Origin of the sequence: Erythrobacter sp. YT30, assembly GCF_001542875.1 — a bacterium.
Taxonomy (GTDB): Bacteria; Pseudomonadota; Alphaproteobacteria; order Sphingomonadales; family Sphingomonadaceae; genus Erythrobacter.
Window position 1 is genome coordinate 1,312,747 of sequence record NZ_LMAF01000002.1, and the last position, 26,020, is coordinate 1,338,766.

Annotated in this window: 25 protein-coding genes and 1 tRNA gene; 16 read left to right on the plus strand and 10 right to left on the minus strand. The window is 56.3% G+C overall.

Annotated elements, in window-relative coordinates:
* Nucleotides 1-1,191: a protease modulator HflK gene (gene hflK, locus AUC45_RS10990; protein ID WP_233998708.1), complete on the minus strand. Its 1,191-nt coding sequence runs from the start codon at nucleotides 1,189-1,191 to the stop codon at nucleotides 1-3.
* 96 nt (nucleotides 1,192-1,287) lie between these two features.
* On the opposite strand from hflK, the gene AUC45_RS10995 reads away from it, so the two are divergent.
* The 4 genes from AUC45_RS10995 (at nucleotide 1,288) to AUC45_RS11010 (ending at nucleotide 7,151) form a co-directional block, all read left to right on the plus strand.
* Nucleotides 1,288-2,283 carry an Mrp/NBP35 family ATP-binding protein gene (locus AUC45_RS10995; RefSeq protein WP_067602310.1) on the plus strand — a complete coding sequence of 332 codons (996 nt, stop codon included), beginning with the start codon at nucleotides 1,288-1,290 and terminating at the stop codon, nucleotides 2,281-2,283.
* 3 nt (nucleotides 2,284-2,286) lie between these two features.
* A complete protein-coding gene (locus AUC45_RS11000) occupies nucleotides 2,287-4,569 on the plus strand; it encodes a molybdopterin cofactor-binding domain-containing protein (protein ID WP_067602313.1) in 2,283 nt (760 codons plus the stop codon).
* A gap of 79 nt (nucleotides 4,570-4,648) precedes the next feature.
* Complete coding sequence (hemH, locus tag AUC45_RS11005) at nucleotides 4,649-5,683, plus strand: ferrochelatase (protein ID WP_067602316.1); 1,035 nt, start codon at nucleotides 4,649-4,651, stop codon at nucleotides 5,681-5,683.
* A gap of 61 nt (nucleotides 5,684-5,744) precedes the next feature.
* Nucleotides 5,745-7,151 (plus strand): cytochrome P450, encoded by a 1,407-nt coding sequence (locus AUC45_RS11010; RefSeq protein WP_067602319.1) that lies wholly within the window; start codon nucleotides 5,745-5,747, stop codon nucleotides 7,149-7,151.
* 266 nt (nucleotides 7,152-7,417) lie between these two features.
* Here the strand turns inward: AUC45_RS11010 and AUC45_RS15580 are convergent, their stop codons facing one another.
* On the minus strand, nucleotides 7,418-7,588 hold the full coding sequence (locus AUC45_RS15580; protein ID WP_082701091.1) for a DUF1674 domain-containing protein: 171 nt from the start codon (nucleotides 7,586-7,588) through the stop codon (nucleotides 7,418-7,420).
* A gap of 58 nt (nucleotides 7,589-7,646) precedes the next feature.
* Between AUC45_RS15580 and AUC45_RS11020 the strand changes: the two genes are divergently transcribed.
* Nucleotides 7,647-8,894, plus strand: a complete 1,248-nt coding sequence (locus AUC45_RS11020) for an RsmB/NOP family class I SAM-dependent RNA methyltransferase (protein ID WP_067602325.1) — start codon at nucleotides 7,647-7,649, stop codon at nucleotides 8,892-8,894.
* Here the strand turns inward: AUC45_RS11020 and msrA are convergent.
* The gene (gene msrA, locus AUC45_RS11025) at nucleotides 8,891-9,445 is read right to left on the minus strand and encodes a peptide-methionine (S)-S-oxide reductase MsrA (protein WP_067602329.1); all 555 of its coding nucleotides are present in this window, start codon (nucleotides 9,443-9,445) and stop codon (nucleotides 8,891-8,893) included. The genes AUC45_RS11020 and msrA overlap by 4 nt on opposite strands.
* 151 nt (nucleotides 9,446-9,596) lie before the next feature.
* On the opposite strand from msrA, the gene AUC45_RS11030 reads away from it, so the two are divergent.
* From AUC45_RS11030 to folK, 4 genes are read left to right on the plus strand one after another with little or no spacing between them, the layout of a single operon-like run.
* A complete protein-coding gene (locus AUC45_RS11030; protein WP_067602332.1) occupies nucleotides 9,597-10,442 on the plus strand; it encodes a class I SAM-dependent methyltransferase in 846 nt (281 codons plus the stop codon).
* 26 nt (nucleotides 10,443-10,468) lie between these two features.
* Complete coding sequence (locus AUC45_RS11035; protein WP_067602335.1) at nucleotides 10,469-11,326, plus strand: class I SAM-dependent methyltransferase; 858 nt, start codon at nucleotides 10,469-10,471, stop codon at nucleotides 11,324-11,326.
* A 16-nt stretch (nucleotides 11,327-11,342) separates the two neighbouring features.
* A complete protein-coding gene (gene aguB / locus AUC45_RS11040; protein WP_067602338.1) occupies nucleotides 11,343-12,209 on the plus strand; it encodes an N-carbamoylputrescine amidase in 867 nt (288 codons plus the stop codon).
* A 5-nt stretch (nucleotides 12,210-12,214) separates the two neighbouring features.
* Entirely contained in the window at nucleotides 12,215-12,691 is a 477-nt protein-coding gene (gene folK / locus AUC45_RS11045; RefSeq protein ID WP_067602341.1) for a 2-amino-4-hydroxy-6-hydroxymethyldihydropteridine diphosphokinase, read from the plus strand.
* Between the two features lie 73 nt (nucleotides 12,692-12,764).
* Here the strand turns inward: folK and AUC45_RS11050 are convergent, their stop codons facing one another.
* Together AUC45_RS11050 and AUC45_RS11055 are read right to left on the minus strand one after the other, a co-directional pair.
* Entirely contained in the window at nucleotides 12,765-13,265 is a 501-nt protein-coding gene (locus AUC45_RS11050) for a PEP-CTERM sorting domain-containing protein (RefSeq protein ID WP_156423828.1), read from the minus strand.
* A gap of 255 nt (nucleotides 13,266-13,520) precedes the next feature.
* A complete protein-coding gene (locus tag AUC45_RS11055) occupies nucleotides 13,521-14,039 on the minus strand; it encodes a PEP-CTERM sorting domain-containing protein (protein ID WP_067602347.1) in 519 nt (172 codons plus the stop codon).
* A gap of 236 nt (nucleotides 14,040-14,275) precedes the next feature.
* Here AUC45_RS11055 and AUC45_RS11060 point away from each other — a divergent pair, with 236 nt between their 5' ends.
* Together AUC45_RS11060 and AUC45_RS11065 are read left to right on the plus strand one after the other, a co-directional pair.
* Entirely contained in the window at nucleotides 14,276-15,841 is a 1,566-nt protein-coding gene (locus AUC45_RS11060) for a tetratricopeptide repeat protein (RefSeq protein ID WP_067602350.1), read from the plus strand.
* 152 nt (nucleotides 15,842-15,993) lie between these two features.
* Nucleotides 15,994-16,069, plus strand: a tRNA-Lys gene (locus AUC45_RS11065).
* A 75-nt stretch (nucleotides 16,070-16,144) separates the two neighbouring features.
* On the opposite strand, the gene AUC45_RS11070 is transcribed toward AUC45_RS11065, so the two are convergent.
* Nucleotides 16,145-16,807, minus strand: a complete 663-nt coding sequence (locus tag AUC45_RS11070; RefSeq protein ID WP_067602353.1) for a hypothetical protein — start codon at nucleotides 16,805-16,807, stop codon at nucleotides 16,145-16,147.
* A 119-nt stretch (nucleotides 16,808-16,926) separates the two neighbouring features.
* On the opposite strand from AUC45_RS11070, the gene AUC45_RS11075 reads away from it, so the two are divergent.
* Complete coding sequence (locus AUC45_RS11075; RefSeq protein ID WP_067602356.1) at nucleotides 16,927-17,154, plus strand: helix-turn-helix domain-containing protein; 228 nt, start codon at nucleotides 16,927-16,929, stop codon at nucleotides 17,152-17,154.
* 151 nt (nucleotides 17,155-17,305) lie between these two features.
* Nucleotides 17,306-17,728, plus strand: a complete 423-nt coding sequence (locus tag AUC45_RS11080; protein ID WP_067602359.1) for a hypothetical protein — start codon at nucleotides 17,306-17,308, stop codon at nucleotides 17,726-17,728.
* A 531-nt stretch (nucleotides 17,729-18,259) separates the two neighbouring features.
* Here AUC45_RS11080 and AUC45_RS11090 read toward each other — a convergent pair.
* The 4 genes from AUC45_RS11090 to AUC45_RS11105 form a co-directional block, all read right to left on the minus strand.
* Nucleotides 18,260-18,721: a hypothetical protein gene (locus AUC45_RS11090; protein ID WP_067602364.1), complete on the minus strand. Its 462-nt coding sequence runs from the start codon at nucleotides 18,719-18,721 to the stop codon at nucleotides 18,260-18,262.
* Nucleotides 18,722-18,784: 63 nt separating this feature from the next.
* Nucleotides 18,785-18,967 carry a hypothetical protein gene (locus AUC45_RS11095; protein WP_067602367.1) on the minus strand — a complete coding sequence of 61 codons (183 nt, stop codon included), beginning with the start codon at nucleotides 18,965-18,967 and terminating at the stop codon, nucleotides 18,785-18,787.
* Nucleotides 18,964-19,527: a recombinase family protein gene (locus AUC45_RS11100; protein WP_067602370.1), complete on the minus strand. Its 564-nt coding sequence runs from the start codon at nucleotides 19,525-19,527 to the stop codon at nucleotides 18,964-18,966. Before AUC45_RS11100 ends, AUC45_RS11095 begins: the two co-directional genes overlap by 4 nt.
* Nucleotides 19,528-19,655: 128 nt before the next feature.
* A complete protein-coding gene (locus AUC45_RS11105; RefSeq protein ID WP_067602373.1) occupies nucleotides 19,656-19,895 on the minus strand; it encodes a hypothetical protein in 240 nt (79 codons plus the stop codon).
* Between the two features lie 430 nt (nucleotides 19,896-20,325).
* Between AUC45_RS11105 and AUC45_RS11110 the strand changes: the two genes are divergently transcribed.
* From AUC45_RS11110 to AUC45_RS11120, 3 genes are all read left to right on the plus strand, one after another.
* Complete coding sequence (locus tag AUC45_RS11110; protein WP_067602390.1) at nucleotides 20,326-22,419, plus strand: hypothetical protein; 2,094 nt, start codon at nucleotides 20,326-20,328, stop codon at nucleotides 22,417-22,419.
* Nucleotides 22,416-23,384: a hypothetical protein gene (locus AUC45_RS11115; RefSeq protein ID WP_067602393.1), complete on the plus strand. Its 969-nt coding sequence runs from the start codon at nucleotides 22,416-22,418 to the stop codon at nucleotides 23,382-23,384. The genes AUC45_RS11110 and AUC45_RS11115 overlap by 4 nt, the downstream gene beginning before the upstream one ends.
* 616 nt (nucleotides 23,385-24,000) lie before the next feature.
* On the plus strand, nucleotides 24,001-25,944 hold the full coding sequence (locus tag AUC45_RS11120) for a tetratricopeptide repeat protein (RefSeq protein WP_067602396.1): 1,944 nt from the start codon (nucleotides 24,001-24,003) through the stop codon (nucleotides 25,942-25,944).
* Nucleotides 25,945-26,020: the final 76 nt, after the last annotated feature.

Genomic DNA, 26,020 nt, shown 5'->3' on the forward strand with positions numbered 1-26,020 from the left:
TCACTGCCCTCCTGTCTGAGCTTGCGGTGTGGCTGCCGCCTCGGCTGGAGCGGCCTGTGCGCGTTTGCGAATTTCAGGCAGCGGCAGATAGGGTGTCACGCCTTCGGCTTCGACGATCGTCTTGTCGGTTTTCGCAAGGACGCGCTCCATTGTCTCGTAATAAAGACGCTGGCGTGTCACTTCGGGTGCAAGGCGGTATTGCTCGTACACCTTGTCGAACGCTTCGGCTTCACCTTCTGCGGTTGCGAGCACTTGCTGCGCGTAACCTTGTGCCTGGTTGCGGGCACGGTCAGCGTTCTGTTCAGCAACCGAGACATCTCGGAAAGCATCGACAACTTCGCTTGGCGGGTCGGCGCGTTCAATTTCGACACCCAGAACGTTGATGCCTGCCTGATATTCATCGAGCGTTGCCTGCATGCGCTCTCGCACTTGCAGCTGGATCTCGGCGCGACCTTCACCGGTGAATGTTGCGTCGAGCGTTTTCTGGGCAACCGATGCACGCATAGCGGCCTCGGCGACTTCTTTTACCGTCTCTACCGGATCGGCGAGCTCAAACTTGAAATTCTCAAGATCCTTGATGTTCCAACGAACAACATAGTTGAGATCGACAAGATTTTGGTCGCCCGTCAGGATCAATTTCGCGCTTTCACCGGTGCTCGGCACCAGATCGCGGCGGACCGTCTGCACATCTTCGACATCGACGGTTTGGATCGGGAAAGGGAATGTGAAGTTCAGGCCCGGATCGAACGTATGACTATACGATCCGAATGTCTTGACGACTGCCTTTTCCTTCGCCTCAACGAGGTGCACGCCGGTCGCAAGGAACCACAGGATCACTGCACCTGCGATGATCAGCGGGCCCCAGCTTTTGCCGCTGGGAAGATCGGGCAGGCGGATATTCGGACCGCCCGGGCCGCCGCCGCGACGGGGACCTTCGGGTCCGCGGTTTTTGAAGATATCTTCAATGCTGGCCGAACGGCGCGGCTCATCACCGCCCGATCCACCTTTGCCGCCACCCGGCAACCACGGATTGCGCGGGCCATCGCCGCCGCCATCGGGTTTGTCGCCAGTGGGCGTGTTATCATCATCGCTGCCACCGCCGCGATTACCCCAGGGGTTGTTTTTTCCTGCCATGGCAAGGCCGCGATCCGACCAGCCAAAGCGCGTTTTCAAACGGTCAATAAATTGCATGTCACTCTTATAGGTACGCCTCTGAGCAAAAAACAGGGGTTTGCGGTTGAATTTGAGGAGCGACCTGGGCGATTTTGGTGTTAAGGCCGCGCTTCGATGACTGAAAACACTCCATCCGCCCCTGATCCCAATGCTTTAATGGCCGCCTTGCCCGCCGATGTCGCGCAGCATGTGCAATCGGCCCAGGTGTCGGGCTCACGAGCAATAATTGTTGCCGATGTTGGAAATATATCGAAAGCTGGGCGAACCGATCTCGAAAATCAGATCAAGTCCATTCTTGGGGAAGTCCCCGGCATCACGGATGTACTTGTTGCACTTACAGCGCCGCGAACGCGGCGCAGGATCATCGCTATCGGATCGGGAAAAGGGGGCGTGGGAAAATCAACGCTCACAACCAATCTCGCTGTCGCCATGGCGAAAGCGGGGCATACAGTCGGCGTCATCGACGGCGATATCTATGGCCCCTCCCAGCCAAAGCTGCTCGCCACGGAAAATCGTAAGCCAGCAGCGGATGAGGAAACGAAAAAGCTTATCCCGCTCGACAGCCCGCACGGGGTGAAAGTCCTTTCGATGGGCCACCTAGTTGCGCCGGGCAAAGCACTGGCATGGCGCGGGCCGATGGCGGGCAAGGCATTGGGCCAAATGGTCGATGCTGAATGGGGCGATACCGAGTTGCTCCTGATCGATCTGCCGCCGGGAACAGGCGATGTGCAGCTATCGATGATGGCTGACAGCAAACCGGATGGCGCCATTCTGGTGTCCACTCCGCAAGACCTTGCATTGATTGATGCAGCGCGCGCCGGGCAGCTGTTTGAGCAGGGCGGCGTCCCGATTATCGGTCTCGTTGAGAATATGGCGGGCTATGCCTGCCCGCATTGCGGCGAAATAAGCGATCCATTCGGGCAAGGCGGCGTCGAGAAGTTCGCAGACGCTCTCGAAATTCCATTTTGGGGCCGGGTCCCGCTCGCCATGGAAATCCGCAAGAGCGGGGATGCGGGCAATCCACCAGCTGCTGGTGACACGGACGAGGCCACACCATTCCATGCGGTCGCAGAACACCTGTCGCGCTGGCTTTCCAGCAAGCAGAACTAGACGATGCAGATTACAAGGCGCGGGCTATTCACAGGAGCAGCCGTAGGCGGCGGCTTGCTCGTCGCCTGGTGGCTGATGCCGCGCGGCCAATCGAGCCCGCTTGAGCCCGCGCAAGGCGAACACGTATTCGGCGCTTGGCTGAAGATTGCCGAAGACGGCGTGGTGAGCGTTGCTGTCCCGCAACTCGAGATGGGGCAGGGGGTGACAACGCTGCTACCCCAGATCATCGCGGATGAATTGCGCGCCGATTGGCGCCAGATCGCGGTTGAGCCTGCGCCGATTTCGGGCGCGTATCCCAATGTCCCTCTCGCGGAAAAATGGATCGCGCTGATCGATCCATTCGGCGAAGGAATGTCCGAGAGCGTCGATGCTTATCTGGCGGGCAGCTACGCCAAGCAATCGCGGTTCAATGCGACAGCGGATGGCACATCGATGGCGGCATTCGAACTGCCCTGCCGCGAAGCAGCTGCTGCTGCGCGCGAGATGCTCGTTGAGGAAGCGGCGGAACGGTGGGGTGTTGATCCATCGGCATGCGAAGTTTCAGACGGCATTGTCAGCCACGCCGATAAACGCTTTGCCTTTGGCGAACTTGCCCAAGGTGCGGCAGACAGGTCTCCGCCTGATCCCGCGCCCCTTAATCCGGAGCCCTTCAGCGAAGTGGTGTTGTCTGGCGCATCTGGCGAGCCAAAGTATCCGCGCCTTGATCTGCCTTCCAAGGTCGATGGATCGTACCAGTTCGCTGGCGATATTCGCCTGCCCGGCATGGTCTATGCCTCAATCCGCCATGGGCCCAATAACGGCTCCGAACTGACGGAATTTGACAGCGCGCAAGGGGCCGCCGTCAAAGGCCATATCGCAACGATCGAGGGTAAACGCTGGCTCGCTGCAGTTGCTGACACCTGGTGGAGCGCTGACCAGGCCCTCAAAGCGATGAAGCCGCGTTTCAAGACGCAGTTTCCAGTAAGCAGCGATGATATCTCCGCCCGGCTTCGCACACAGGTCGATGGAGGCGCGTCTTTCACAATTGCTGAAACCGGTTTTGGCAAAGAGGCCCTTTCTCGGGTCGATATCGCGCGGCGCTATGAAGTAGAGCCTGCACCTGCCGCACCGCTGGAAACGGCGAGCGCGGCAGCACAGTTTGTTGATGGGCGTCTTGATCTGTGGATGGCGAGCCAGGCCCCTGAACGGGCGCGTGAAGCTGCGGCAAGAGCAATCGGTATCGCTGCTGAAGACGTGGCGCTTTACCCGATGCCTGCTGGCGGAAGCTTTGATGCACGCCTCGAGCATGATCACGCCATTGAGATCGCCCTGATCGCGCGTGAGCTCGCCGAGCAGACACCACGCCCTGTACAGCTCACATGGTCGCGCCGTGATGAGATTATCCGCTCCCGCCCGCGCAGCCCGGCTTTCATCTTGATGGGCGCGCAGACTTCGCAGACCGGCAGCGGCGCGATTGACGCAATGCGAATGCGGATCGCGTCCCCTGCACATTCTATTGAGTTTGGCCACCGCCTGTTTCGCAACAAAACAAGCTGGGCCGCAATCCGTGACAGCGCCGATGTGCGCGATCCATTGGCCTGCGAAGGCGCAGTGCCCGCTTACTCTCTACCGAGCATGGTGGTGGAGCATGTGCCGACCGAAATCGGACTTCCCACAGGGCGCGTTCGTGGGAATGCAAACAGCTACACTGCCTTTGCGATGGAAAGCTTTATCGATGAGATCGCCCATGCTGCGGGGCGCGAACCGCTCGTATTCCGCATCGGAATGCTCGGCGATGATATTCGCCTTGCCGCGTGCCTTCAGCGCGCCGCGCAATTGGCGAATTGGGACGGGGGAGCCAATCAAAGCGGACAGGGTCTTGCCTGCCACCGGATTGGCGATCCGGTAAGTGGCGGGCGCATAGCCTGCGTCGCAACAGCCGTCAGGGGCGAGGGCGGCGTTCGCGTTACCCGGCTTTCTGCCGCAGTCGATATCGGGCGGATCGCCAATCTCGACATTGCGCGCCAGCAGATCGAAGGCGGCCTGGTATTCGGCATCGGCATCGCCTTGGGCAATGCGATGCGGTATCGCAGCGGCCTCCCGACGGGCCTTGAATACGAGGATCTTGGCCTACCCAAATTCGCTGATTGCCCCGAAATTGAAGTCGATTTCCTCCCCAGCGAGGCGGGCCCCGCCGATCCGGGGGAACTGGGCGCAGTGATTGCCCCGCCTGCCATCGCCAATGCGCTGTTTTCGGCGACAGGCTTGCGCCTCAGGCGTCTGCCCTTACTTTCAAGCGGCTTATGAGCCTGCAAATCTGCCCTAGCTGGATCGACGAATTGCGATCCTCACGGATACTGCGTCGCTTTGGTGCGTTGGACGCGGTATGACTTGGGAAAAGCAGCTCCTGCCTAATGATCACCCGCCTGTAAAAAGCGGGACGGTGGGCGTGCTCGTCATCAATCTGGGCACTCCTGATGCGCCGGAACCGGGCGCGGTAAAGCGCTATCTGAAGCAATTCCTGTCCGATCCGCGCGTGATCGAGATACCTCCGATCGCATGGCAGCCGATCTTGCGCGGCATCATTCTCAACACACGCCCCCGCAAAAGCGCAGAAGCCTATTCCAAAGTCTGGACCGATCGCGGTTCACCCCTGGCGGATATTACGGCTGGTCAGGCTGAAGCGATCGCAAGCGAATTGGGCGAACACGCGATTGTCGATTACGCCATGCGCTATGGCTCGCCATCAATTGAGCAGCGTCTTACTGAATTGATGGCTAAGGGATGCGACCGCATCCTTATCGCGCCGATGTATCCGCAGTATTGCGCGGCAACCACGGCGACCGTGTTTGATGAGGTTGCGCGCGTCTTGAAAGAGATGCGCTGGCAGCCAGCTTTGCGGTTTCTGCCGCCCTATCACGATGATGCAGTGTATCTTGATGCGCTTGAAAGCGATCTGACGCGGCAGATGGCGGCCCTTTCTTTCAAGCCTGAAGTCATGTTGATGAGCTTTCACGGAATGCCGCAGCGGACTTTGGAACGCGGCGATCCGTATCACTGTCATTGCCACAAGACCGCGCGGCTTTTGCGCGAACGCCTGGCTGAGAAACCCGAATTTGATGGAGTGCGGTTTGAAACGACATTCCAGTCGCGGTTTGGCCCGGCGCAATGGCTTGAGCCAGCAACCGATACGACTCTGATTGCAGAAGGCGAAAAAGGCACGAAGCGCATTGTTGTCGCCGCTCCCGGTTTTGCTGCTGATTGCGTCGAGACACTCGAAGAACTCGCTCTTGAAGGAAGGGACGAGTTTCTTGAAGCTGGCGGCGAGGAATATGCAGTGCTCGACTGCCTCAATGTCTCATCAAGCGGTGTTGCCATGCTGGAGACAATTATCCGGCGTGAGCTTTCAGGCTGGATTTAGAATTCGGTATTACTTACACCGCTATCAGTTGCAAAACCGAACTTGATAGGGATCAACCGTAATGGCCAGCTTGGCACAGGCACCAGAGACAGAACCAACCTTTGACCACTGGAGCGAGGGCATTCCCTCTGATGCTGCGATTGCGCACATCCCCGGCGAACGCGGCCTGCCAGTTGTCGGCAACACGTTCAAAATGCTGGCTGATCCTCACGGCTTTGCCAATCGCATGATCGAAACCTACGGCAAGGTGTACAAGAATTTCGCCTTTGGTGGATGGAATGTCGCATTGGTGGGCGCTGAAGCGAACGAGCTTGTGCTGTTCAACAAGGACAAGATCTTCTCCTCCGAACAAGGCTGGGGCCCGGTGCTGGATCAGCTTTTCCCGCGCGGTCTAATGCTGATCGATTTTGATCATCACCGGATTGATCGCCGGGCGCTTTCCATTGCCTTCAAACCCGCGCCGATGCGGCACTACATGGGCTCTCTAAACAGCGGGATCGGCAGTGAGACGGCGAAATGGGAAGGCGACATGCTTTTCCAGCCCGCGATTAAGCAGCTGACGCTTGATCTTGCGGCTGACAGCTTTCTTGGGATTCCGTGGGGGCCAGAAGCGGATAAAATCAACACCGCCTTTGTCGATATGGTGCAGGCCTCGGTTGCCCCTATTCGCAAACCATTGCCGTTCACGAAGATGAAAAAGGGCGTCGATGGCCGCGCCTACATGGTCGATTATTTGACCCGGGAAACCAATCGCCGTCGGACGGAAGGCGGCGGGCAGGACATGTTCAGCCAATTCGCCACGGCCACGCGCGAGGATGGATCACTGCTGCCCGTTGATCAGGTGGTCGATCACATGAGCTTCCTGCTGATGGCAGCGCATGACACGATCACGTCCAGCGCGACATCCCTGATCTATCATCTCGCGACCAAGCCTGAATGGCAGGAAAAGCTGCGCGAGGAAGTCTTTGCCGTCACAGGTGGCCCCGATGGTGAAGGCAATCCGCGTCCTCTCGACTACGATGATTTGGGCAGGCTTGAACTTACCGAAATGGTGTTCAAGGAAGTGCTGCGGATGATCCCGCCTGTGCCTTCAATGCCGCGCCGCGCGCTCAAGGAGTTTGAGTTTGGCGGATACCGTATTCCGGCTGGTCAGTTGTGCGGTATCAACATCCAGTGGACGCATTATTCGGATGAATACTGGGATAATCCCCAAGCATTCGACCCGATGCGATTTACGCCTGACAAGGTGAAGGCAAGGCACAAATACGCCTGGGTGCCCTTTGGCGGCGGCGCGCATATGTGCCTGGGGCTGCATTTTGCCTATATGCAGATCAAGGTCCTGATCGCGCAGCTTCTGCAACGCTATCGCATCGAAGCAACCGAGGGCGAAGGCTACAAACCTGATTGGCAGGCCTGGCCAATCCCACAGCCCAAAGATGGGCTGAAGGTGACGTTCAAGAAGATTTGAAATGTGTGCCCGCATCCGCGGGCACATCCTCGGTGCTGTTCCCTACGCCGAATCTTCGGCTGCGGGGCACCTGCGGGCGGCCGGTCGGCCTTGCGATTCGCGCCCGCGAACCGATCACCCGATATTGTTCGATTTTCACGCTTCCTCGAAATCCACGATTTCGCAAGCGCGACCGCGCGCCCGCAGCGGGTCCGCAGGGGAAGATTCCCCGGAGGACGTCTAGCGAGGACGATCGCCCGGAAGGGCGATCATGAAACCAAAACTCATCAAAAATCCCAAGCAATCCCGTCTTTCTCCCAATCGCCATAGCGCGTGGGAGAAATCTCGCGCGGTTCATCCTTCAATGGATCGACCGCTTTGGGCTTTGGCGGGGGATCATTGGTCCAGTGGGCAGGCTTCTTGAAGTCCTTGGCGGCTTTGGATTTCTGCTTTGTCATAATGATAAATACGCGTGCGCTGGCGCTTGGTTTCAAGAGCGTCTAGGCGCGACGGATTATGGCCCAACCATCCGGCATCCACGCGCGCCGCGCTGCGCTCAAAATGTGCGATGCTGTTTTGCGCCGGGGCGAGACCCTTGAGCAGGCTGCGCCGCCGGCTTTGCGCGATGTTCGAAAGAGTGAGGACAAGGCGCTGGCCCGTGCGATTGCGAGTGAGGCTTTGCGCTGGTTGGTGGATCTCGACGCCATGATCGATGGCGTGACCAAGAAGCCGCTCCCCAGCGATGCCAAAGCGCGCACAGTGCTGCGATTGATGTTGGCTCAGGCGCTCAGGCTGGAGACACCGCCGCACGCGGTGATCGCGACTGGGCTGCCTTTGCTGAGCGGCGGTCCCAGGCGTCTGGCGCATGGTGTGTTCTCGAACTTGATGAAGCAGGAGATCGCGTTGCCAGACGCGCCGACACTGCCGCCGCCTGTTGCGGAGCGTTGGGGTGAGCGCGCGCAGGCTACAGCGGAGGGATTGGCTCAACCTCCCGAGGTTGACCTGGCCTTGAAGCATGCCGGCGCAACGCAAGAATGGCAGGCAAAGCTGGGAGGGGTCAGCCTTGCGCCCGGCCATGTTCGGGTGCCTCGCGGGACAGCTATCGAGAGCCTCGAAGGCTTCAAAGAGGGGGCATGGTGGGTGCAGGATCTCGCAGCTCAGATCCCGCCGCGATTGCTCGGCGCAGGCGAAGGGCGGCATGCGCTTGATCTGTGTGCAGCACCGGGCGGTAAGACGATGGCGCTGGCTGCGGCAGGATGGAAAGTCACCGCACTCGATATGTCGAAACGCCGACTGGATATTCTCAGAAATAACCTCCGGCGCACTGGCCTTAGAGCGTCGCCGGTGCGCGCTGATGCGCTCAAGTGGGAGCCAAAGAACCAATTCGATGCGATCTTGCTCGATGCGCCGTGCACCGCAACCGGCACGTGCCGCCGCCACCCCGATGTGCTCCATCGCATCGGAGCGCGCCAGATCGCCGAAATGGCCGAGATACAGCGCGCTCTGATCGAACGCGCAGTGGCTTGGCTAAAACCGGGCGGAACATTTGTCTACGCGGTCTGCTCGCTTGAAAGCGAAGAGGGCGAGGCTCAGGCTCAGTGGGTCGATGAGAGGCTTGCCCTAACGCCAGCCCCCATTACCCGTGAAGAGCTGCCTCAAAAAATTGAACCCACCCCGCAAGGCTGGCTCCGCACCGATCCGGGCATGTTGTTAGAGCAGGGCGGGCTTGATGGCTTCTTCGCCGCCCGATGGACCAAACCTTAAGCGTTCTCGCTTTTCACCTTGTTTTGAAAGCTCTTCCGCAGTTTCATCAGCTTGGGCGGGATGACCGCGAGGCAATAAGGATTGCGCTGGCCTTCGCCGTCCCAATACTCCTGATGGTAATCTTCCGCCGGGTACCACGTCTTCGCCTGTTCGCCGTTTTCGAGACCTTCGATCGTGGTCACAGCAGTCCCCGCATTATCAGCATTCCAGCGCTCAATCGCGGCTTTGGCTTCGGCTTGCTGTTCATCGGATAGAGGGAAGATCGCGCTGCGATATTGCGTGCCCACATCGCCGCCCTGACGGTTCAGCTGGGTCGGATCATGCGTGCCTAGGAACATGTCATATATCTCTGAAAGGCTTGTCACCTCGGGATTGAACGTGACCCTGATCCCTTCGGCATGACCGGTGCGACCGGTGCACACTTCCTTGTAAGTCGGGTTCGACGTTTCGCCGCCGATATAGCCGCTTTCGACTTCGGTCACGCCCACGACATCGCGGAAAACCGCCTCGGTGCACCAAAAGCACCCGCCTGCAATGATTGCTTGTTCCATATCTAAAAGCTCTCCTATTCGACCAACGACATAGGCACGGCGATGGGGATTGCCAGCCCCCAGGCCACCCCCCTTGCCATCGCTGCCTGACGGCGTAAGACCGTGCGCACCGATTTACTCTTAGATGACCACTCAAGAGAGGACACACCCCATGAAACATGTTCTGCTTGCCCCGCTTGCCGCCATCGCTTTGGCCGCGCCTGCATTTGCGGATGATCACACAGGCTCTGCGCCATCAATTGATGAGGTTCTCGCTTCTGAAGTTCGCGCGGATGACGCTGCGCGTGATCAGTACCGCAATCCCAAGGAAACGCTTGCTTTCTTCGGTGTCGAGCCGACCATGACAGTCGCTGAATATGGGCCCGGTGGTGGCTGGTACACTCGAGTGCTCGCACCCTACGTAATGCCCGAGGGCAAATACATCGCGTTCAATGGCGACAGTGATGCACGCACTTATCGCGACCGCGCTCAAGAAGCGCGCGCGAAAGGCTGGACCGAGCGTTTCAAATCCGACGTTGCCGAGGCGATGGGTGTCGAGGCGGACGAAGTGACCGCTTTTGAAACGGACGAAATGCCGGAAGATTTGGCCGGTACGGTCGATCGGGTCGTGATCTTCCGTTCAATGCACGGTCTCAATATCGGCAACAGCGCCGATAGCGTGCTGAAAGCGGCGCGCATGATGCTGAAGGATGATGGCATGGTTGGCGTTGTCCAGCACCGAGCACCTGAAGGTGCGAGCTATGACGATTACGGCGCGCGCCAGCGCGGCTATATGCGTAAGCAGGACGTCGTCGCCATTTTCGAGGCCAACGGCTTTGAGCTTGCAGCGGAAAGCGAAATCAACGCCAATCCAAACGATACCGCTGATTACGAAGGCGGCGTCTGGACCTTACCTCCATCGCTCGGCTTTGGCCGCCAGAGCGAAGAAGAAATGGCCCGGCATCGCGCCATCGGTGAAAGCGATCGGATGACGCTTTTGTTCAGAAAAGCGGATTGAGCCAATTTGAGACTGGGAGGATTATCATGAGACAGCTGACAATCGCCATGGTGAGCGCGCTGGCGCTTGCCGCGTGCGCTCCGGAAACAGCCGAAGCGGAAGGCGCAACACCAGAAGCGACAGCGGAAAATGAAAAGCTGGCCGAGGTTCTGGCCGCCGATTTGCGCGCTGAAGACACGGCTCGCGATGAATATCGCAACCCGGCGGAAACTCTGGCGTTCTTCCAGGTTGAGCCCGATCACACCGTCATTGAATATGCACCTGGCGGCGGCTGGTACACCCGTATCCTCGCGCCCTATGTTTCAGATGTAGGTCAATACATCGCCGTTGGATTTGCTCCAGAAGCGGCGGCACCGCTCGGAGAGGAATTTGTCGAACGCGTGCGGCAGGGCGGGGAGACATTCTCAGCCAACCAATCTGAAGCGATGGGCATTCCTGCAGAGGATCTGCCGTTCTACTTCGGCAACGCCATTCCCGAAGAGGTCAATGGCACGGTCGACCGGGTTCTGGTTTTCCGCATGATGCACAACCTGAAGCGCTGGGATATTGCGGATGGGGAAGCCGATGCATGGTTCGCGGCGCTGAAACCCGGCGGCCTGCTTGGCGTGGTGCAACACCGCGCGAAGGCCGATGCGCCGGACGATTACGTTGATGGCAACGCCGGATACCTCAAAGAAGACGAGATGATCGCTTTCTTCGAAGGCAAAGGCTTTGAACTCGTCGAAAAATCCGAGATCAATGCGAACCCCAACGACACGGCCGATTATGAAAAAGGCGTTTGGACACTTCCACCAAGCTTTGCAGAAGGTGATGTGGACCGCGAAAAATACGCCGAGATCGGTGAAAGTGATCGCATGACGCTTCTGTTCAAGAAGCCCGAATAAGGCTAGCGGGCGGCGCATGACTTCGATCACTGTTGCTGCCCTCCAGCTTGCACTTGGTTCTGACGAGGAAGCGACCAACATCGCTGCTGTGTCCGCTCTCATCGACGAGGCAGCGGCTAAAGGCGCGAAACTGATCCTGCCGCCAGAACTGTTTTCAGGCCCCTATTTCTGCCGGGAAGAGGACGAGGCGCTGTTTGCGCTTGCCCGCCCTACCTTGGAACATCCCAGCGTCATTGCAATGCAGCAGCTTGCCGCAAAGCTCAACGTCGCGATCCCCACCAGCTTTTTCGAACGCGACGGGCACCATTACTACAACACTCTCGCAATGATTGGCCCTGATGGAGCGATCATGGGCACCTATCGCAAAAGCCATATTCCCGATGGCCCGGGGTATGAGGAGAAATTCTATTTCCGCCCGGGCAATGACGGTTTCAAGGTCTGGCATGTCCCTTCGGATGATGGATCAAGTGTCTGCATCGGTGTCGGGATCTGCTGGGATCAATGGTATCCTGAGACTGCCCGAGTAATGGCTCTCAAGGGTGCGGAGGTTTTGCTCTATCCAACGGCAATCGGCTCAGAACCTTATGATGCAGAGCTTGATACAAGCCGCATGTGGCGCCGCGCGATGATTGGTCATGCGGTCTCAAATTGCATGCCGGTGATCGCATCGAACAGGATCGGGAAAGAGGGCGATCAATCGTTTTATGGGCATTCCTTTATCTCTGATGAGTGGGGGGATTTGACCGCAGAATTTGGCGCGGCTGAAGAAGGCGTCCTCGTCGCGACGCTCGATCTGACGCAGGCAGCAAAGCACCGCGCAGGTATGGGTTTTTTCCGCGATCGCCGCCCGGAATTATACGCGCGCATTTCGCAGGACATCTAGGCGGATTGCGCACCACCTATCTGATCGCGCTGGGTTCCAACAGGCGGCATCACGCGTTTGGCCGACCTCGTGACGTGGTGCTGGCGGCGATCGGGGAGTTATCAGCGATTGGACGCGTGACCGCGCAATCCTCCGTCATCAGCACCGATCCAATTGGCCCTGCCCAGAGGCGCTTTGCCAATGCGGCGTGTCTGCTCGAAAACGGTGATGATCCGGTGGATCTTCTCGAAAATCTGAAGGGAATTGAACGCCGATTTGGCCGGAGGCGCGGGCAGGTTTGGGGGGACCGCGTTCTCGATCTTGATATCGTGCTGTGGAGTGGCGGCATCGTGGAAACACGGTCGCTTTCGATCCCGCATCGCGAATTTCGCACAAGAGGCTTTGTGCTTGTGCCAGCTAGCGAGATCGCACCCTACTGGCGCGATCCCAAGAGTGGGAGGACTTTGCGCCAGCTTGCGGCACGCTGTTCAATGGCGCGGTGAGGAAGCTTTAAAGCAAAACGCCCCGCCGATTGTTTGGCAGGGCGCTTGTTTCTTGGGTGTGAAATCGGTGCGTTCAGGCAGCAGCTCTGCGGCGACGCCGGCCCAGGCCAAGAGCTATGAGCGCGAGACCAAACAGGCCAAGCATGCCGGGTGCAGGGACTTCGGTGAAACCCTGAATGCCGCGGCGCACATCGCTCGATACGACAGGATCGCCCCAATTGACCCACAGGTTCCAAATGCGACCCTCATTGCGCGTGTTCAGCATGGCAGGGTGATTGGGATCGACCGAGGGCGTCACAGTCGCGCCCTTGAAAATCCGCGTGCCGGAAATCGATGTAAGAGTGGCCGAAAGGCTTGGGATTGCTCCGCCTTGGAAGCTGGCGAAATCAGGGCTTTCGAAAGTCGCGTTCACATTCGTGCCGACCCAAGTGCCTGTTTGAGTATCCGTGTTGATGGTAAGGACATCGCCGCCCTTGAGCTGGTATTCAAAGATGGTCGCCGATGCGGGCGCTGCCGCCATCATGCTGCCCATGGCCAACGCGACCATTGCTGCTTGCTTCACTGTCTTCATCATGCCCCCATTTACTCCGCCCACGGAGCACCCATTTTAACTAACTATCAGGCAAAAGCATTAACCGTGCCAACTTCCCCTGATTCCCGGATTTCCGGGGCTAACGGCCGCGCCACTTCGGGCGCGTTCGGCGGGTTTGTCAACAAATCCGACACTTGGTGACTAACCCGGAAAGCAGGACCGAGCCAAAAGAAAAAGCGCTCCACCGGCATTCCGGGAGAGCGCTTTTTCAATGGTATCGCCGCGAACGGCGGGTGATTACTGGGCTGCAACCTTGCGGCGACGACGGCCGAGGCCGAGTGCAACAAGAGCAAGACCAAACAGGCCGAGCATTCCGGGAGCCGGAACATCAACAATGCGGTAGTTGTCAGCCTTGGTCACATAATCGCCAGCGCCAACGGGGCTGCCCCACCAAGACCACAGATTGAACTTACCCTTGCCGTTGCTCTTCAGCATGTAAGGGTGGCAGTTGCTTGAGCCATTGCGGCAATTGGTTGGCGTGAGGCCAACACGATTGCCAACATTGCGAGTGCCCGTCAGCTCAGTGAGCGTTGTCATAAAGCTTGGCTTGGCACCGCCGGTAAAGCCTGAGAAATCACCTTTGAACGATGCGTCAATGTTTGCGCCTTTCATCGTGCCGCTATTGGTCAGCGTGTTGATGGTGAGCACATCGCCATTCGTCATTTCATATTCAAAGATAGACGCTGATGCAGGTGTGGCCGCGATCATCGTGCCAGCTGCAAGAGCGACTGCCGCTGTTTTGGTAATCGTCTTCATTCAAAACCCCTAGTGATGGTTACCGCCGCACGCCAACATCAGAGACCCCTTGCTGGAGCGCGCAGCCAAAATTGGTAAACAAGACAGGAGCAAATCGCGTGCCAATACCAAGCGAATGGCCAATTCGCGCGGTTACAATGCTTAACGCGGCGGGCGGAAAACCCACCCTTGTCAAAAGGTCCGACACTGGGGCACACGCAAGACGGCGTTAAACATCTTAGGGTATTTCGGGGCCCATGAAAAACCACACAAATGATCTGCGATGGCGGCCGCTTATCGGCGCTGCGGCACTGGTTATGGCACTCGGACCTGCCCTTGCGAGCTGCGATATGGGTCCAAGCGATCCTGTCGCTGCCGCTGAAGAGGCACTCGCCAATGGAGAGCCTCGAACAGCGCTTGATTTGATCGACCAGGCGATTGACGCTGATCCCACCAATCCAGCGCTGCGCATGCTGTCAGGCGATGCGGCAATGGCGCTTGCCAATCCAGACCGCGCGATCAGCGAATTTGAGCGGATCACGTCTAAGGACCCACAATATTCTGAGGCCCGCGCAAAGCTCGCCGAAGCGCAATTGATCGGCAATTACATCGATGCGGCTGGCAAGACTGTCGACATGCTTGAAATGGACAATCCGGTCGCATTTATCGCGACAATCGGCTTTCAGTTCGCGTCGGGAGAGCCGGAAAAGGCGTATGCAACGCTTGATGGAGGTCTGGAGAAATTCCCCGACAACCCGCGTCTCATCACCATTGATGCTGAGCGGATGTGGACGCAGGGCAAAATGGATGACGCTCTTGAGCGGCTTGAGCCGGCGCTGAAGATCGAACCGCCGGTTGCACAGGCGCACCTTTTCGCAGGCCAATTGCAGCTCACAACGCGCGATGCGCGCGAGGCCGAAGCGCACTTTCAAAAGGTATTGAGCGTTCAGCCCTTGCATCAAACAGCCATGTTGGCGATGGCCGCAATCTCTCGCGATCGCGGCGATGCCGAAGCGGCGGTTAACTGGATTAGGAAGGCCAGTGAAGCGGGGCCATCGCATCCCATCGGCCTCCTCTTTACAGCACAGATGGCATATGATGCAGATGATCTTTCTCAGGCATTTGCGCTCATTGAAAAGGCACCGCCTGCCTTTGCCGGGGAGCCTGAATTCGTGCGGCTGCGCGGCATGATTGATGCCCGGCGCGATCAGCATGCAATGGCGGCACTCTCGCTTGGCAATTATGTCGATCAAACAGGCGGAGATGTGCTGACCCGCCAATTGCTGGCGCGCAGCCTTGGTGAAGAAGGACAATTTGACAAAGCGTGGAATGCGATTGCCCCGGTCATCGATCATCCGCAGATGGATGGCGCCGGACTGCTCCTCGCGCTGCAGATCGCAGAGCGCGCAAGCCCAAAGGACGTGGCGCGCATCAATTCGGTTTTGCAGAAACGACAGGCAGCACCGCTGCTTCAAAAAGACATGGTGGAAGCCGGCCAAGCCATTCGCGCAGGCGACTGGGCCAAAGCCGATGCAATCTATGCGCCTTTGGTGACTGGGGCAGGGAAGAATGATCCCGCGCTTCTCAACAATGCCGCAGCCGTCAAATCAAAGCTTGGCCAGCATGAAAAGGCGGTTGCTCTTGCAAGGCGCGCTTTGGCCGAAGCGCCAAACAGTCCGGAGATCATGGACACTCTGGGCTGGTCGCTTTGGCAGCAAGGCGACAACAAAGCGGAGGCTCGCGCATTGCTAACCGAAGCGCGCGAAGGTGCTCCCGGCAACCGCGAAATCGCCGATCATTGGGCCATCGCTCACGCTGAATAAGCGGGCGGATTTGGCCTCTATCGCGCAGCGGCCGGATTTGGAGCCGAAACAATTGTATTGAGCGGCTTGACCACTGGCGCTTGCCTGCCTAGTTGGGCGCTTCCGCGCGCGGTTCGCGATTCCGATTACCGCGCGTCCTCATGGTAAATTGGGGGCCCTTAGCTCAGTCGGTAGAGCAACTGACTTTTAATCAGTAGGTCGCTGGTTCGAACCCAGCAGGGCTCACCACCTTTTCAATCATTTAGCACATCTCTGTTTTTTACCGGTTACGTCGTGTCCGGCTGGTGTCGGTCGTCTTTTTGTCTATGGCACGTAAGCCTCGTCTCCCTCTGCTAGAACACACAGTTTGTTCCAGACATTGTCGATATTGTCGCCTTCGGCAAAGTCTGACGCGATGAAAGCCAGGTCTCCGACCGGACCCGTTGCAATGAAGCGCTCATAACCAGTGAACCCGCCAAAAGCGTTTTTGGCGTTCACCTCCCCGCACGTAATCGGCGTGCCTCCTCCGGAGTAGAAACGAGAGTTCCGGAACTTTGCGCTGCTCGGATCGCGCAGGCGAGCTTTGATCGCGTCGTGAGACTGAATGATCCAGTACTGCTGTTTCGACACATCAGCGTAATTGTTCTTCGCTCCTGATGCTTTGTTGGGCTTCTGAGGCTTTTCCGCTGGAGAAGATTTTGGTTTGGGGTTCGCATCCTTCTCGGCATCGCTTGCAACAGTTGCAGCTACATCCTGCGATGCGGGTTCGTCTGGTTTCTCGGTAGCCATCTCTGCCTCGGTCGCACGGCCCGGTTGATCGCCTTCTTCCACGGGATCGTGAAGAACTGCGAATATCCCGGACACAAAGAAAGACACGATTGAACCGACCGCAAATTGCCACCGAGAGATGCCATTGATGTAAGGCTTGATGATCCCAAGTGCTGCGACGATGGAGAGTAAGAAGAATATTGAGAACAGGACAAGCATTGGCACCTCTGAGACGATTGCTGCACACTATCGTCTACTGAACGCATGGGAGGTCGCAAGACCTTTTTGTATCCTTTCGTCTGGTGACGCTCCGTATCAACCATGGTTGATCTTGGTCCATGGACCTGCGTCACAATCTTGCTGTGAACCTGCTTCGCCTGCGCAGGGAACGAGAGCTACCGCAGGATAAGTTTGCTGCTGAGATTGGCATACACCGCACCTATCTGAACCATCTCGAAAACCGGAAGCGCAGCCCAACCATCGACGTGATTGAAAAGATCATGGATGCTCTTGATGTGGACGTGAATGAGCTTCTCGGCGAGCCGTCTAAGGGCGATCAGGGCTGATTGAATAAGCTGGGAGGCAGGTGTACTTGATGGTTGGACAATTGCACGAACAGTCTCTTCGACCGCCTTCGACACAATTGCGGACATAGGCGATCAAATCTATAAATCATTGGCTGGGTGATCTATTTGATCTGCTTTTAGGAATGTCTAGGTGAAGAGAATTATTGAATTTGAAGCCGACTTTGCCGATGACCAAGTTGAAGAGAATGGGGAGGTCACACAGCCCGGCGGGCGGACTGCAATTGAAGCAGTCCGCGAGGCACTAGTATGCCAAGGCGCGCGCACTTCAGAGGTTGACCAGTATTCATTTCACAGCTGGACCTTCAGCGCGTCTTTATCTGGCAATGAGGTCTCAATCTTTCTCGCTGACCTACGCCCCAAATACGTCCTTACGGTTGAGCAGCATGGCTTGCTGGAACAGCTTACTGGCGCATCGAAGGCTGTACTCCAGGCTGCCCTAAATCAAACTCGCAAAGCCGTCGAGCATGCCGGTGGTAAGAACCTCCGATACTACCGCACCTACGATGCAGCTGACCAACCCTGTGAAACTATCAATGAGGTGATGAGTAGGTAAATGCCGAAACGCATTTGCAGCTCACCTATCTTCGCCACCGAAGCTAGCTGAGAATTGCTGTGTCCTTCACTCCCATGTTCTGACATGGATGTCGGTCGGGCTGGAATGGATTGTTCTAGACAACACCGCACGCAAATAGACTAGAACAATTGCGGAACATCGTGTCTATGTCCGCCATGGTCCGCCGCACCCGATCTCGCGCCAAAGCTCTAGACAGTGCCTTCCCAATCCGACTTACTGTCGCGACCTCGCGCAAAGCCTTGCCGGGGGTCTTTCAAGCAATTGAAGTTTGGGGCGCAACCAAATTCGGGCGAGGTCAGGTCGCTGTCCAAACAATCTCCAATTTCGGAGCCGGAGATGCTTATCTCTATTTCAGGGCAATGGATAAAGCGGAGCAGTGTCTGAGCGAGTTCCCAGAATTGATACTGAGGGATTTCGCCGATCAAGAGATCAGCCGAACTTGCGCTGCCACAAATTCCGAGGCGCAATCAGCTGACGGGTGAAAGTGACGGCGGGAGTGAGGTGACCTGCTCAGAGCTTCATCATTTGCAATGCAGCGAACACGTCTGGCGCGCGGGCGACTTTCAGCATCTCAGCGCGGGATAGCTCTCTGGTGAGCAGGGCATAGACCCAATCAGCGGCTGGCATGGTCTCGATGAATGCTAGCCAGCGCTCCGGTTTTTGAAATCGCTTGTGCACTTTGAAATGACAAGATCGGCAGATTGGCTTGGTTGTCATGCACCGATGGTAGATTTCCGTATGCGACCCATTTGCATCTCTTACTCGGCACACCTCGCACTTTACTGATCGCGGTAACAGGTCGAGGTTTCTGGCGACAGCGACCTTCTTCCATCCGGCAATACGCTCTTCACCCGTCGCTCCATTGTAGGAGCGCGGTGTGGGCCAGCCCCAACGCGGAACTCGTTCGCCCCCTTCGATAGCGTGGTCAACTTTGCGCTCAATCAGCAAATCGGGTGTTATCTTTTCTGGCATCTCAATTCCGGTAGGGGGGTCTCTGAAACTAGCCAAAACTAGTCGTTTTTGATCGAGCGTTCGTCAGACTGCGTCATCGAGCCTGCGAAGAAGTGCGTCGCACCGGATCAGTCCAACGCGGATCGAATGCACCAGCACTGCATTGATTTCTGGAGGTTGGCCAGACTGCTGACCTTCGACGGTGAGACCATGCATTTCCTCTAACTCGCAGGTCAGGAGCGCAAAGAGTTCGGCTGGTTCTGTCACGCCCGGTCTTCTTTCAAAAGCCTGTACACCGAGGCACGAGAGCAATTCAGGCGCTTGGCGATCTCTGGAGGGGTAAGGCCCTCCTCCGCCAACTTGCGCATCTCAGGCAGCTGTCGGCGGGCTGTGGGCACCCTGCCTTTGTATTTCCCTTCGCGCTTCGCTTGAGCGATGCCCACCTTTTGGCGTTCAAGGAGCAAGCTGCGCTCAAACTCCGCGAATGCTGAAAACATTGTCAGCATCATCTTCCCGGTCGCGCTCTTGCTATCTACGGCACTACCACCGAAATCGAGAATGCGCAGTGCCACGCCCTTGTCGTGCAAAGTCTCCATGATCTCTAGAAAATGCCGGGTGGATCGTGCCAACCGGTCGAGGCGTGCAACAACGAGCGTGTCGCCTTCGCGGACAAAATCGAGCGCGAGATAAAGCTGCTCGCGTGATGCAACAGAACTGACCTGTTCCGAGAAAACTTTCTTGCAACCCGTTGCAAGCAGTTGTTGAATTTGCCCGTCCAGACCCGCTTTTTGATCATACGTGGACGTTCGCGCATAGCCGATGAGCACGGTCTCTTCCTTCTGAATTTGCTTATGAAAATTAGCCTAGGAGAGTGTGCGGTCAGGTAAAGGTCAAACGCTCATGTCGCTCGCTCTGATCGGAAAAGCGGTTGATTGATGATCTGTCGAAACGGGTCTCACCGGGGCATCTTTGGCCATCGCTTGCGGAAGAACAAATCGAGTGCCTGAACCCGTATCTTTTTCAATTCGGCATCAATACGCGCAAGTTCTGGCGACATCCGTGCGTTTTGGCTTGATACGGCCTTACCTTCTTTGGTGATTGGCCCGGTGGACTTCAGCCATGGCTTTGTTTCTTGAATGATACGACGTTGCTTCTCACGCCGCTCTTTAGTCCATGCTGCCTTTGTGCCCGCCATTTGTCGCGCTCCATCTTCAGTTCGTTTGGCGAGTTATAATTTTCTTTTCGATCATTCCCAAGGCAAATCATCCAAAAAAATGCGTGGATTTAACTGCGCATCGGTCTGGAAAACGCCTCCTTGACCCTCGCAACTGTTGCAAAGCGGGGGTCGGAGGTTGAACAAAAAGCGCTATTTGAAGGGCGCGCACTGAATGGCGGGTATTAGGGCGACATCTGCAGACCTTGAAAGGCCGAGTGTGGGGTAAAGCGGGACCGAACGAAACTGCATTGGGTATTCCTATAAAAAGCACCTTTAGCTTGATCGGCACGAATTTAGGCACGTATCAATTTGGCTCGCTCCGAACCCAAAAGCGACCTTTTCTTGACTAAACTTCAAACGGCTTCAAACGTGAAAGTGTATCAATGGTGCATTCTGGGGGGAGTGTTTCGTGCGCCGCGTTTTCTTGTTTCTTCTTTCATGCGCGTTGGTCCTTGGTGTTCTTCTGCCTTCAGAACAAGCCCAAGCCCAAAGCACATCTGGCACGATCAGCATTTACACTTACCGCACCGTTACCTCACGTCTGACCAATGAGAATGAGCGATTGAGCGGTGTTGCAGTCGCGGAGCGCAAAAATGCCGTGGTTGCCGACAGACGCTGGCGCAGCGCAAGGCGCCAACTTGAACAAGAACGCGCGAGCGGAAGAGCCTCGGCAGAACGCATCGCGCAGCTTGAAAAACAAGCGGCTAATCGGGAGACGGAATTCAAAGAGACGATTGAACGTCTGAATGCTCAGCTTGCTGCAAAGGACGAGGAATTTCAAAGAGCATTACGCGCGGCCACTGCTGCTGGCACCGATTTGCTTCAAAGCGAAGAAGGGAAGCGCGCTTTAGAATTGATTGCACTAGGCGGTGGCGAAAATACCGAGGCGGGCATTCAAATTCTGCTTGCTGAGCAAGAGATACAAGACCGGGTCGATAGGCTCAGGATCGCTGACCGGGCACGCTCTATTGCCATCACGCTCCTTGGCCTTAAAGGCACAGCGCCCAGTGCAACGACGGCATCCATCATCAAGCAATACACGATAGTCACGGAAAACGACCCAAGCCGCCATTGGGATTGGGTTACACTTGGGAGGCTTTATTTCGATGCTGGACTTCTCACTGATGCTGGTGACGCAGCTAGTCAGTCTCTAGATACCGCCCAAAGCGAGCGCGATCGGTCCGTCGCTTTCACTGGACTGGGCAATGTGCAGGTTGAGCAAGGTGATCTCAGTAGCGCGCGCGAAAGCTACAGGAAGGGCTTAGCCATAGCCGAAAAGCTTGCCTCTGCTGATCCCTCCTCAGAGAGCCTGCAGCGCGATCTCTCGGTGAGCTACGGCAAGACCGGCGATGTGCAGCGCGCTTTAGGTGATCTCACCGGCGCGCGCAAAAGCTACAGCAGGGCATTGAGTATAATTGGAAAACTCACCGCCGCAGACCCATCTTCTGCTATTCTGCAACGTGATCTCTCGGTGAGCTATGACCGGCTCGGCGACGTGGAGCGCGCTCAAGGAAATCTCGCAAGAGCACGCTCCAGCTATTTGAGTGCTTTGGCTATAAGAGAATTTCTTGCTGACGACGCTCCCTCCTCGGCAAGCCTGCAGCGCGATCTCTTCGTGAGTTACCAAAATATCGGCGACGTACAGCGCGTCCAAGGCGATCTTGATGGAGCGCAAGAGAGCTATCGGATGGGGCTAAGGATACTCGAAAAGCTTGCTGCCGCTGATCGCTCCTCAGCAAGCCTACAGCGCGATCTCTCCGTGATCTTCACCAAAATCGGCGATTTGCAGCGCGCTCTAGGCCAGCTCACCGGAGCGAACGAAAGTTACAAAGAGGGCTTAGCTATAAGAAAAAAGCTTGCCGCTGCTGCGCCTTCCTCAGCAAGCCTGCAACGCGATCTCTCGGTGAGCTATGACCGGCTCGGCGATGTGCAAAATGCTGAGGGCAATCTTGTCGGTGCGCGAAAGAGCTACATAAAGGGCTTGGCTATAAGAAAGAAGCTTGCCGCTGCTGCGCCTTCCTCCGCAAGCGTGCAACGCGATCTCTCGGTGAGCTATGACCGGCTCGGCGATGTGCAATATGCTGAGGGTGATTTTGTGGGTGCACGCAAGAGCTACAGCGCGGCCCTTGCCATAGCCGAACAGCTCGCTGCTGCCGATCCCACTTCGGCTAGTCTGCAACGCGATCTTTCAGTCAGTCATATAAGGATCGGCAACGTGCAGGTTGCACAAAGGGATACCGCAGGCGCTCGCGAAAGCTACCTTTGGGGCTTGGCTATCAGAGAAAAGCTTGCTTCTGCTGACCCCAGCTCTGCTGCCCTGCGACGCGACGTAGCTGGCAGTCTTTGGAGACTTGCAGAATTAGGTGATCCTGTCTTTCCTTGGTCTAGGGTCGTGGAGCAGCTCGAAGCGATGGATGCTGACGGGGCTTTGTTTCCCGCTGACCAGCATTTTTTGGAAGAAGCGCGGCGACGGGCGCAATTGGAAGTCGAGGGCACGCCATGATTACCCTTTTTGCCATGCCGGAAGATCGCTCAAAGGCCGAAGCTATTGTCGATGCCATGGTTACAGACGATCTCGATGTCTGGAACGAGACCGCAATCCCCGGAGGGAGCCAATGGTCTGAGGCACTCGTCAGAACAAAGAATACCAAATGTTTGGTGATTTGCTGGAGCGAAGCGGCTCTGGCAGACACGATGGAAGGTAAGCTTTTCCGCGAGGCAGCATTGGATGGTTGCAGGCAGGGTCGCGCAATAGGAGCGCTCCTTGATCAAGTAAACCCTCCCGAGAGCTTTGCTTGCACGCTCTATAATCTTGCAAGCTGGAGGCTTAATCCGGGTGGTTGGCGCAGGTTTTTGATTGGCGATGCTTATTTGCGCGATCTTGTGCAGGCAGCCCGGTTCAAACAGGCCAATCGTGATCCCGCTCCTCCTTCCGCGCCACGAAAGCTTTTCTTACGGCAAGCGGCGGTTCTGTCATCAGCGGTGATTGTTCCAATGGTCGCCTTGGCTAGCTTCACGGATGTCCTACTCAACTTTGAACGACGCATCGCTGAACAGCCCAGCGCTAAAGAGCAGGCCGCGTGGGACGCTTTACCAAGTGGGAGCTGTGCAGCGCTAAGGGATTTTGTCAGCGAGTTTGACGATGGCGTTTACCGTGATCGTGCTGATGCTTTGTTAGGCGCGGCTGTTCCATCAAAGGAAACCGTTTGGGCAAGCCGGGTTCTGGATGACGAGATATACCTATCTCACTCATCAGGAAGCAGAGAAAGCGATGCGGAAGTAGAAGGCAAGCGGCGCTGCGAACTTCTCGTACAAGGCATGGGGGTGCGTAACCTTCAAGTTAAGGTCAGCGCTTTCCGGCAGGATTGCCAATCCATCGGCTCTGACCAACTGTGCGATTGGCGCGGGACAGCGACCTGTTCCTTTGAAGAACCTCAGACGGTGGATGTAGAAACATGCAACCTTTGAACAGATCTTCTGAGTGATAACGGAGTGGCATTGGACCGAATGTGTAACGTAAGCTGCGCTTTGGAACTTCGGTGGGTTCCATCAATTTTGGCTCCACATAAAAACGGGAGCGGACTGATAGCGAGCAACGAGTGTTTTGCCACTGTTGCTATTCACCTGAATTCATCCTCAGTTCGTTTGGCGACCTATAAACGGATTTGCGATCCTTCCCAAGGCAAAGCACTTGAAAGCATGCGGGAATTTTGAGTGTAATCTCGTGTATGAATGTTGGCGATAACTTGGATGAGCTTGACGCTGACGTTCGCGGCCATGTTCCTTGCAACCGTTGCAGGGTGGGTGTCTGTGATTGAACAAAAGCGCTATCTGAAGGCCGCACGCTAAATGGCCGGTTTTAGTGCGACATCTGTGGACTTTGAAAGGCAGAGTGTGAGGTGAAAGCGGACCAAAGAAGAATGCGTTAGCTGGTCCCTCAAGAAGCGGCTTGGCTGCATCCGCGCAGGTTTTAGCACGTGCCAATCTGGCTCGCGCCGAACTCAAAAAACCAGCATTCTTGACTAATTTGTAAACGGCTTCAAATCTGTAGGCATTTCAGTCGCTGCATTTTGGGGGTCATTTCGTGCATCGCGTTTTCTTCTTTCTTCTTTCATGTGCCTTGGTGTTTGGTGTGCTTGTACCGTCAGAACAAGCCCACGCCCAAAGTACATCTGGCACGATCAGCATCTACACTTACCGCACCGTTACCACGAGGCTCACTAACGAGAATGAGCGATTAAGCGGTGTTGCAGTCACGGAGCGCAAGAATGCCGAGGCTGCCGACAGACGGTGGCGCAGCGCTAAACGGCTTTTGCGGCAAGCAAGGGTCAGCGGCAAAGCCTCAAAGAAGCGCGTGGAACAACTCGAAACCGAAGCGGCCGCCCGTGAAGCCGAATTTGAAAGTACAATCGAAGCTCTTAATGCACAGCTATCGGCACTAGATGATCAATTTCGCCGAATGCTTCGTGCAGCAACGGTTGCGGGTACAGACTTGTTGCAAAGCACGGAAGGGAAAAGAGCGCTGGAGTTGATAGCGCTGGGTGGAGAAGCGAATACGGAGGCTGGCATCCAAATCTTGCTGGCTGAGCAAGATATACGAGACCAGGTCGAGAAGCTGCGGATCGCCGACCGCGCACGTTCGATTGCTGTCACTTTGTTGGGGCTTAAGGGAACTGCTCCCAGCGCCACAACAGCCGCGATTATCGAGCAATACGAAGTAGTCACTGAGAATGATCCAGAAAGGCACTGGGACTGGGTTGAGCTAAAGCGCTTGTACTTTGATGCAGGACGCCTAGCCGAAGCAATGCGTGCCGCACGTAGATCGTTGGAAACAGCGAGTAATGATCGCCAAAAATCTACGGCGCTAAATGCGCTGGGAGAAGTGCAAAAGGCAACCGGTGATCTCGCCGGAGCGCGACAAAGCCACATGATGTCACTCGCGATTACGAAGGGGATGGCAGCAGCACAGCCCAAGTCGATCATGATCAAGCGCGACCTTGTGGTGGATTACTTAAAAATTGGTACCGTTCAAAAGGCACAAGGTGACTTTACTGGAGCACAAGAGAGTTTTTCTGAGGCGTTGAAGATCACACAAGGCATTGCGCATGCCAACCCCTCGCTTGCATTTCCACAACTCGATCTCATGGCAAGCTACGGCAGGATCGGGGACTTGCAGATCGCAAGGCGGGACTTGACCGGAGCACGGCAGAGCTATGATGAAATTCTAGAGATAGCGAAAAAGTTGGTGGCAGCAGATCCAAGCTCCGCCTCACTCCAACGCAGCCTTATGGTTGGTCACACAAAGATCGGTGATATTCAACTAGCGGAAAATGACCTAAATGGAGCGAGTGAGAGCTATTCAAAGAGCTTAGAAATTCTGGAAAAGCTCACTCAGGGGGATGTGTCTTCGGTCAACTTGAAAAGAGACTTGGCTGTTACTTTCGACAAGACCGGAGATGTTCAATTCAAGAAGGGAGACTTAGCAGCGGCGCTTGAAAGTTACAACAAAGCGTTGGGTATCAGGCAAGACCTAGAAGCCTTGAACCTATCGCCGAGCTACCTAAAGCGCGACCTGTTTCTAAGCCATCATAGCATCGGTAAATTACTGGCTGCACAAGGTGACACTATGGCAGCTCAGATGAGCTACGAGAAAGGAATTGCGATACTTGACGAGCTGATTGCCAATGACTCCTCATCCGCTAGACTAAAATTGGATCTTGCGAACAGCATTGACCTCATCGGAGACTTGCAAACATCGCAACGTAACCTGACCGGAGCGCGAGAGAGCTATAGGCGCGCACTGATCATAAGAGAAGGCTTGGCGAAAACAAATCCAAACTCAGCAATTTTGCGGCGCAGGCTTACACTGAGTTATTGGAGGCTCGCGGATTTGGATGACCCATCATTTCCATGGTCTAGAGTTGTAGGGTGGTTCGAAAAGATGAAAAGAGACGGCCTCTCGGCACCAGGTGACGGGCGTTTTTTGGAGGAGGCTCGGAGATTGGCAAAGGAGCAAGGGGGATTGTGATCAACTTGATTGCAATGCCTGAAGATCGCATCAAGCCAAAGGCTCTTGTTCATGCAATGGTCTCGCCTGACCTTTG

Bases quoted from the DNA above. Each gene is read 5' to 3' on its own strand.
- AUC45_RS11050 (WP_156423828.1), bottom strand. From the start codon at position 13,265: ATGATGAAGACAGTGAAGCAAGCAGCAATGGTCGCGTTGGCCATGGGC.
- AUC45_RS11115 (WP_067602393.1), top strand. From the start codon at position 22,416: ATGATTACCCTTTTTGCCATGCCGGAAGATCGCTCAAAGGCCGAAGCT.
- AUC45_RS11075 (WP_067602356.1), top strand. From the start codon at position 16,927: ATGGACCTGCGTCACAATCTTGCTGTGAACCTGCTTCGCCTGCGCAGG.
- AUC45_RS11060 (WP_067602350.1), top strand. From the start codon at position 14,276: ATGAAAAACCACACAAATGATCTGCGATGGCGGCCGCTTATCGGCGCT.
- AUC45_RS15580 (WP_082701091.1), bottom strand. From the start codon at position 7,588: ATGACAAAGCAGAAATCCAAAGCCGCCAAGGACTTCAAGAAGCCTGCC.
- msrA (WP_067602329.1), bottom strand. From the start codon at position 9,445: ATGGAACAAGCAATCATTGCAGGCGGGTGCTTTTGGTGCACCGAGGCG.
- AUC45_RS11090 (WP_067602364.1), bottom strand. From the start codon at position 18,721: ATGCCAGAAAAGATAACACCCGATTTGCTGATTGAGCGCAAAGTTGAC.
- AUC45_RS11000 (WP_067602313.1), top strand. From the start codon at position 2,287: ATGCAGATTACAAGGCGCGGGCTATTCACAGGAGCAGCCGTAGGCGGC.
- hflK (WP_233998708.1), bottom strand. From the start codon at position 1,191: ATGCAATTTATTGACCGTTTGAAAACGCGCTTTGGCTGGTCGGATCGC.
- AUC45_RS11105 (WP_067602373.1), bottom strand. From the start codon at position 19,895: ATGGCGGGCACAAAGGCAGCATGGACTAAAGAGCGGCGTGAGAAGCAA.
- AUC45_RS11035 (WP_067602335.1), top strand. From the start codon at position 10,469: ATGAGACAGCTGACAATCGCCATGGTGAGCGCGCTGGCGCTTGCCGCG.
- AUC45_RS10995 (WP_067602310.1), top strand. From the start codon at position 1,288: ATGACTGAAAACACTCCATCCGCCCCTGATCCCAATGCTTTAATGGCC.
- AUC45_RS11010 (WP_067602319.1), top strand. From the start codon at position 5,745: ATGGCCAGCTTGGCACAGGCACCAGAGACAGAACCAACCTTTGACCAC.
- AUC45_RS11030 (WP_067602332.1), top strand. From the start codon at position 9,597: ATGAAACATGTTCTGCTTGCCCCGCTTGCCGCCATCGCTTTGGCCGCG.
- AUC45_RS11055 (WP_067602347.1), bottom strand. From the start codon at position 14,039: ATGAAGACGATTACCAAAACAGCGGCAGTCGCTCTTGCAGCTGGCACG.
- hemH (WP_067602316.1), top strand. From the start codon at position 4,649: ATGACTTGGGAAAAGCAGCTCCTGCCTAATGATCACCCGCCTGTAAAA.
- AUC45_RS11070 (WP_067602353.1), bottom strand. From the start codon at position 16,807: ATGCTTGTCCTGTTCTCAATATTCTTCTTACTCTCCATCGTCGCAGCA.
- aguB (WP_067602338.1), top strand. From the start codon at position 11,343: ATGACTTCGATCACTGTTGCTGCCCTCCAGCTTGCACTTGGTTCTGAC.
- AUC45_RS11020 (WP_067602325.1), top strand. From the start codon at position 7,647: ATGGCCCAACCATCCGGCATCCACGCGCGCCGCGCTGCGCTCAAAATG.